The following is a 6,792-nucleotide window of genomic DNA, read 5'->3' on the forward strand; positions in this document are numbered from 1 at the left end:
AATTACCTATCATTCCCTAGATAAAGTTTCCGAAAGATACAAGATAACTCTAAGCATAGCGGCAGCGATTACCAGTATTTTTGGGGCAGCCTATATCTCGGAGTTAGGAACCAGTATTGGTGATAATACCACCAGTGTTTTTGTTCTGGGAGGATTATTTTTTATAGTTAGTAGTTTCGGGAAAAATCTGCCAATTCCCTCTAAAAATATTCTTTTAGCTGGACTCTTATTAGGATTGGCAACGGGGTTAAAATTAACCAATGCTTTATATAGTATCAGCTTTTTGGTAGCCATTAATTTTTTACCCAATTCTTGGTCAGAAAAGTTACGCAATTTAATTCTATCAATTATCTCAATGGCCGTGGGTTTTAGTCTCACTGCTGGTTATTGGATTATCCTAATGTGGACAAAGTTTGCTAATCCTCTTTTTCCGTTCTTTAATAAAATTTTTCAATCTCCTTATATTGAAACCGACTACAATTTTAAAGGGATACAATATTTGCCTAAAGATATCTGGCAATGGTTGTTTTATCCTGTTTATTTTATCCAGAGACAAACTCTTGTATCTGAGGTTCCTTTCCAAGATAGCCGATTAGCCATCACCTATTTATTGATGATTTTACTAATAGTAATGATTATTTTTCGTGCTATTTCTAAGCGCAATCTATCCTCTGAACCTGACTTAACCCACGGTGCAGTTTTAGGGTTTTTACTGCCTTTTTATCTGACCGCTTACTCTATTTGGTTAGTGGGATTTTCTATCTATCGTTATCTGATACCATTAGAATTAATCAGTCCCGCTTTAATTATTTTGATTATTGCCTATCTTTATCCTCGCAGACAACCATTATTAATCATAAATTTGCTAATATTTTCCTTGATTGTCACTACGGTTAAACCGATGGATTGGTGGAGAATGGGATGGTCAGATCATTATTTTGGTATCGATAGTCAAGCATTAAAACCCTACGAAAATTCCACGATTGTTATCTGGGGAGATGAAGGAACATCTTTTATCGTTCCTTATTTTCCCGCTTCGACTCGTTTTGTGAGACTCAAAGGCAATACTGGAGTCAGTGAGGGAACTTTAATGCGAAAAAATGCCGAGACATTTATTGCTAATACTCCCCCAGAATCTCTCTACATTCTCCAGACAGACTTTAATAAAAAATCTCCTGATATAGTGGAGGATTTAGCCAAGGAAAATCTCGTTATTGACTTCCAAAGTTGTCAACCCTTTCCCACCAAAATCGAAAATTTTAATCTCTGTCGTCTTCAGAAGAAGTAATTCTCACGGGAAAGCTATTCTCTAACCATTGTTAATTACCAGTGACTCCTACCTTTTATCAGTAATGATTTATCTATTGACGGTTAACTACAATTGCGGGGAATTAATTAAGCGTTTAATTGCTTCCCTCAACGATAACTTATCCGCTACTCTCATCATTGTTAACAATTCCCCTGAAGATAAAAATATCCAATCTTTAGCAGCGGAAAGGGTCAAGATTATTGAAGCGGGGGAAAATTTAGGATTTGGGAAAGGATGTAATCTAGGACTTGATTGGATTTATCAACAAGACAGAGAAGCTATCGTTTGGTTAGTTAATCCCGACGCTTACTTATTACCGGACTCTCTGGAGAAAGCAAGCAAATTTTTTCAGCAATATCCCGAAGTTGCCATCGCTGGTACAGAAATTTACGAACCGGATGGTAAAATCTGGTTTGGTTGGGGAAAATTCAATGCCAAAATCGGCACAATTAACGTAGTAGAGGAATCCTTAGACTACGGAGATAAATCCTATCTTATTCCCGACTGGGTGACGGGATGCAGTTTATTAATTAATTGCTCTAATTTTTCCACTTGTCCCCATTTCGATCCCGATTACTTTCTCTACTACGAAGACTTTGATTTTTCCCGAAGATACGCAAATCAAGGCTATTTAGTTGTTGTTACCAATCAGATTAAAATCATTCATGAACCATCTTCTATCACCCGACGCTATGGTTATCTAAGACTAACTCATAATATCTATAGTTATCTTCTCAGTCTCGAAAAACATACGACTTTAACTATCCTTGTTTATCGCTTGCTGCGGATGAGTTTTATGTCTTTACTGATCCTTCCCATTAAACCCAAATTCTCCCTAGCTAAGTTAGAAGGAATTCAACTCTATTGTCAAAGAATTATCACTAAACTGCGTCTAGGTTGAAACCCGTATTTTTGCCGCTTCAGGCAGCAGGTATTATTCTTACTAAATCCTGTGTAAAAGCTATAGGAGAGCGGGGAGCGGGGAGTAGTGGTGATGGTGAGCTATCTTGCTGATTTAGTCTGACAGGTCTAATGACCCGAAAAATAAGGAAGAGTGAGCGATTCATGTTAATTTTTATCTCAAATGTCGGGGTGAAGACCGGAAGTGCTTAGCGCGACGGGATGAAACCCCGACCAATATAAAAGAGCGAAGCACGACTAAAATCTTGACAATCTCTGCTGTATAGGTTAACTTAAAATAAGTTGTTTGAGGTCGATAAACAATGATTATCTTAGAAATGAAAGCAGTGGTCAAACCAAGTCAGTCTTCTGCCATAAGTAGGTGGGTGGAATTAAATATAAGATGAACGTAGGTTGGGTTGAAGCATGAAACCCAACGCCCGATTATGTTACGCTACCGCTAACCCATCCTACAAATAATTGTGCCTCCCTACTTAGATGAAGCTATTCGTACAGTACAATTCATCAGAAACAAAGCATTAAGGCTTTGGATGGATGCCAAGAGAGAAGACAAAATCGATTGTTGGATACGTCCTGTCAGATTAAGGAAACTCGATGAACCAAGAATCCCTCGCTTTTAGTGACGGGATTGTCAATCCCCATCCCGACACCGCCCCCCTTAACCTTACCTGTGCCGTAGTCACGGTGAGCGATACTCGTACCCCAGAGACGGATAGGAGTGGCCAAATAATTCAAGATTTACTAACTCGATCGGGTCATGATATCGGCCTATACTTAATTATCCCCGATCAACCCTTACAAATTCAAGCAATCTTACCAGAGATTAGCAATCAAAATCAGATAAAAGTCTTAATTCTCAATGGGGGTACGGGTATTGCTCCCAGAGACAATACATACGATGCTTTAGTACCTTTATTAAGGATTACTTTGCCCGGTTTTGGCGAATTATTTCGTTATCTCAGCTATCAGGAAATTGGCTCCCGTGCCATGGCATCAAGGGCAATAGCTGGGGTTTATCAAAACTTATTAGTCTTTTCTCTCCCTGGTTCCACTAATGCCGTTAGATTAGCCCTAGAAAAACTGATTCTTCCCGAAATTTTACATCTGGTTAAACAGATGAATGGATAATTTATTGGGATTTGATCTGGGCTGAAATTTCTTGAAAACATACATCCCAAAAATAGCCAGCTAGATTCACAGCACTTAACAGTTTAGGAATTCCTTCACTTAGACTAGCAAAACCTTGATTTTTAAGCTGGAGAAAATCGATAGCGATCGCAAAAGTTAAAAGTGCTAAAGAGATGATTAAAATTTGGTAAGAAGTTTGTCTTATTTGCCGCCAAAATGCTAAACCATAAATCAGAATTGCGAGGCCATAAACAGAGATAGTCAAAAATTTGGGAATATTAAAATAGAGGAGAATGATATGAATTCTGAAGATTTCATTGATGGCAAACAGTCCCGTTATTATGCCAGAAACAAGTAAAAAATGGCGAGAATTACTAAAACTTGTCTCCCCAGACAATAAAGCATAACTAAAAAGGCAAACAATCGGGGGCAGACAACAAAGCAATTGAAAAGAATGGGTTAATAAACCAGCGAGCGGAGTTGGGGGAGTAGCGGGAGGATAAAATAAAAGACTAGAGTGTAATTTTTCCCGATCAACCCCAGCAATCAAAGCTAAAATCAAGAGGAGAACGACAAGATTTATTTTCAGAAAATGCTGTTCTCGTGAGGACATAAGTATAGTAGTTTATAATTGTGGCTATTAATCACGGTATAATTCAGAGAGTGCCGCTTTCTACCGATCTACATACCGAAGTGCCAAGCATTTCCCTCATTGTGTTAAGGACAATTTTCTCGGTTTTCTATGCTCGCTCAAAAAGAACTTTTGTGTTTATTACAATTGGCTAGTCCCATTTTACCCGTGGGGGCCTATAGTTATTCCGAAGGGCTAGAAACCCTCGTCGAAAAGGGGATTATCTCCAATAGTGCCAGCTTAAATGATTGGTTAGAGCGATCGCTTGGTCAAGGCTCGGTTCGCTTAGAAACGGCTGTTTTGGTAAGGGTATATCGTTGTTTTTGTCAAGAGGATTTTACAAAACTTAATTATTGGGATAATTGGTTATCGGCAACGCGGGAAACAGCCGAATTAAGACAGCAAAGCTGGCAAATGGGGCGATCGCTGTTAAACTTATTGCGGGAGTTAGCACCGGCCAGAGATAATCTACCAGAACAGGCTAATTATGCCACCGCTTTTGCGATCGGGGCAAGTCATTGGCAAATTGGCCAAGAATTAGCGGTTTTAGGCTATTTACACAGTTGGGCAAGTAATTTAATCAATGCAGGATTGCGTTTAATTCCCCTTGGACAAACCCTAGGACAATCGCTTCTGATCGGTTTACAGCCCAGTTTATTAACAGCAACAGCAGATATTATCAGTTTAGCCGATGAAAACCTGAGCAGTTGGAGTTGGGGGCTAAGTTTTGCCAGTATGAACCACGAAACCCAGTATAGTCGTCTATTTCGCAGTTAGAAATTTAGGGAGAAGAGCAGGAGAATGACGTAAAAACCGAATAAGGTATAGTAAGATAAAAAAAAATCTTAGGTCCTAGTTCTCGCTTTCTGAGTGACTAAGGGTTTTAAGGAAAGATGCGAACACTCTACCTAGCCACAGTGTGCCAATGTTTAGTCAATCAGAAAAAATTCCCGTTTCGGTGTTAATTCCCGCCAAAAACGAGGAATCTAACCTTCCCGCCTGTTTAGAGAGTGTTGCTAGGGCTGATGAAGTGTTTGTCGTCGATTCCCAAAGTAGCGATCGCTCGATCGAAATATCTACCAACTATGGGGCTAATGTAGTCCAATTTTATTTTAATGGTCGTTGGCCGAAAAAGAAAAACTGGTCCCTCGATAATCTGCCTTTTCGCAATGAATGGGTATTAATCGTCGATTGTGATGAGAGAATCACCCCCGAACTATGGGACGAAATCGCCACCGTGATCCAAGATCCCGACTATAACGGTTATTATCTCAATCGTCGTGTCTTCTTCCTCGGACAGTGGATCCGTTATGGCGGCAAGTATCCCGACTGGAATCTGCGCTTATTTAAACATAAGTCGGGCAGATACGAGAATTTAAACACGGAAGATATCCCTAACACGGGAGATAACGAAGTTCATGAACACGTTATCCTTGATGGCAAGGTGGGATATCTGAAAAATGATATGCTGCACATCGATTTCCGCGATATCTATCATTGGTTAGAAAGACATAATCGTTATTCCAACTGGGAAGCGCGGGTTTATTACAATATTCTCACGGGTAATGACGAAAGTGGCACGATCGGAGCGCACCTGTTCGGTGATGCGGTGCAGAGAAAACGTTTTTTAAAGAAAATTTGGGTAAAATTGCCCTTTAAACCGCTGCTGCGCTTTATTCTCTTTTATTTTATCCGTCTCGGTTTCCTGGATGGCAAAGCTGGTTATATCTACGGTCGTCTTTTGAGTCAGTACGAATACCAAATAGGGGTTAAATTGTACGAATTACGGCAATTTGGCGGTAAATTAAACGTTAATGCCCAGGCTAATCCCCCGGTTAAACCCTCGGAACCTCAACCGGTAGAAATGATTAAATAAGTCCTATGTCCCCAGAAATCCGCACCGATGAGGAAGCGTGGCTAGATCTGCGTACCTACGATCAATCTTGGTTTGATCGCGGTCGTTCTAATCCAATTATCCTACTTTGGTGGTTAGTACAGGGGATTCTTTTCCCCCTTAGTTTGCACCAGATGGATAGCTTTCGCTGCGCTGTTTTGCGTCTATTCGGGGCTAAAATCGGCCTTGGGGTGAAAATTCGCCCGACGGCAAGGGTTTCTTATCCTTGGAAAGTGGCGATCGGCGATTATACTTGGATCGGCGATGATGTGGTGATTTATAGTTTAGATAACGTTACCATCGGCAGTCATTGTGTGATTTCTCAAAAATGCTATCTCTGCACTGGCAGTCACGATCCCTGCGATCGCTCTTTTGGCTTAAAAACCACTCCCATCCTCATTGGTAATGGTACTTGGATCGCGGCCGATTGTTTCCTGGCTCCGGGGGTAAAAATTGGCTCTAATGTTGTTATTGGGGCAAGAAGTAGCGTATTTGCCGATATTCCCGCTCAAAAGGTCGCTTGGGGCAGTCCCTGTCGTCCTCAATACGATAGAAAGATGAATTCTTATAGTAGTTAAGCTTAAGAGGCATTTTATCTCAAATGTCGGGGTGAAGACTCAAATCAGCAACGCCTAAATCAGCCATTTGTTCGTCCTAAAGTCGAAAGTCTTGCTCATAGGATACCGTCATTGATTTATCCCTTTCTAAGCTCAATTAACATTACATTAATAATCCGCCAAAAGTGAGAGCCTAAAAACGGATGTGGTGTCATCGAAAATTTGGGTCTGAAACCCCGTCGTTCTACGACGGCTTTACTGTTAAATATGAGCATCGTTTACGAAATATATGCTAGAATGTGAGGCATGGAAAAAGCCTATTCGTTTCGATTTTACCCCACACCCGAACAAG

The 6,792-nt window shown here is 40.4% G+C and carries 8 protein-coding genes; 7 read left to right on the top strand and 1 reads right to left on the bottom strand.

Annotated elements, in window-relative coordinates; genetic code table 11:
* The 3 genes from IM515_RS14770 to IM515_RS14780 form a co-directional block, all read left to right on the top strand.
* Positions 1 to 1,288, top strand: a 1,288-nt coding sequence (locus IM515_RS14770) for a glycosyltransferase 87 family protein (protein WP_287627490.1), incomplete at its 5' end; no start/stop codon positions are given.
* Between the two features lie 64 nt (positions 1,289 to 1,352).
* The gene (locus tag IM515_RS14775; RefSeq protein WP_287627491.1) at positions 1,353 to 2,210 is read left to right on the top strand and encodes a glycosyltransferase; all 858 of its coding nucleotides are present in this window, start codon (positions 1,353 to 1,355) and stop codon (positions 2,208 to 2,210) included.
* 614 nt (positions 2,211 to 2,824) lie between these two features.
* Positions 2,825 to 3,358, top strand: coding sequence for a MogA/MoaB family molybdenum cofactor biosynthesis protein (locus IM515_RS14780; RefSeq protein WP_287627492.1), 534 nt, complete (start codon positions 2,825 to 2,827; stop codon positions 3,356 to 3,358).
* A gap of 1 nt (position 3,359) precedes the next feature.
* Here the strand turns inward: IM515_RS14780 and IM515_RS14785 are convergent, their stop codons facing one another.
* Positions 3,360 to 3,971: a DUF8692 domain-containing protein gene (locus IM515_RS14785; protein WP_287627493.1), complete on the bottom strand. Its 612-nt coding sequence runs from the start codon at positions 3,969 to 3,971 to the stop codon at positions 3,360 to 3,362.
* A gap of 129 nt (positions 3,972 to 4,100) precedes the next feature.
* Between IM515_RS14785 and IM515_RS14790 the strand changes: the two genes are divergently transcribed.
* The 4 genes from IM515_RS14790 to IM515_RS25945 form a co-directional block, all read left to right on the top strand.
* Entirely contained in the window at positions 4,101 to 4,766 is a 666-nt protein-coding gene (locus IM515_RS14790; RefSeq protein WP_002764714.1) for an urease accessory protein UreF, read from the top strand.
* 148 nt (positions 4,767 to 4,914) lie between these two features.
* Entirely contained in the window at positions 4,915 to 5,865 is a 951-nt protein-coding gene (locus IM515_RS14795) for a glycosyltransferase family 2 protein (protein WP_287627494.1), read from the top strand.
* A gap of 5 nt (positions 5,866 to 5,870) precedes the next feature.
* Positions 5,871 to 6,461, top strand: coding sequence for a hormogonium polysaccharide biosynthesis acetyltransferase HpsU (hpsU, locus tag IM515_RS14800; RefSeq protein WP_287627495.1), 591 nt, complete (start codon positions 5,871 to 5,873; stop codon positions 6,459 to 6,461).
* Positions 6,462 to 6,746: 285 nt separating this feature from the next.
* Positions 6,747 to 6,792 (top strand): helix-turn-helix domain-containing protein (locus IM515_RS25945; protein WP_353737100.1); only part of this gene is annotated, 46 nt, incomplete at its 3' end.

The organism is Microcystis sp. M44BS1 (genome assembly GCF_020244875.1).
Taxonomy (GTDB): Bacteria; Cyanobacteriota; Cyanobacteriia; order Cyanobacteriales; family Microcystaceae; genus Microcystis; species Microcystis panniformis.

What these genes read in the sequence shown, in the direction of transcription:
- IM515_RS14775 (WP_287627491.1), top strand. Translation starts at nt 1,353, where the DNA reads ATGATTTATCTATTGACGGTTAACTACAATTGCGGGGAATTAATTAAG.
- IM515_RS14780 (WP_287627492.1), top strand. Translation starts at nt 2,825, where the DNA reads ATGAACCAAGAATCCCTCGCTTTTAGTGACGGGATTGTCAATCCCCAT.
- IM515_RS14785 (WP_287627493.1), bottom strand. Translation starts at nt 3,971, where the DNA reads ATGTCCTCACGAGAACAGCATTTTCTGAAAATAAATCTTGTCGTTCTC.
- IM515_RS14790 (WP_002764714.1), top strand. Translation starts at nt 4,101, where the DNA reads ATGCTCGCTCAAAAAGAACTTTTGTGTTTATTACAATTGGCTAGTCCC.
- IM515_RS14795 (WP_287627494.1), top strand. Translation starts at nt 4,915, where the DNA reads ATGTTTAGTCAATCAGAAAAAATTCCCGTTTCGGTGTTAATTCCCGCC.
- hpsU (WP_287627495.1), top strand. Translation starts at nt 5,871, where the DNA reads ATGTCCCCAGAAATCCGCACCGATGAGGAAGCGTGGCTAGATCTGCGT.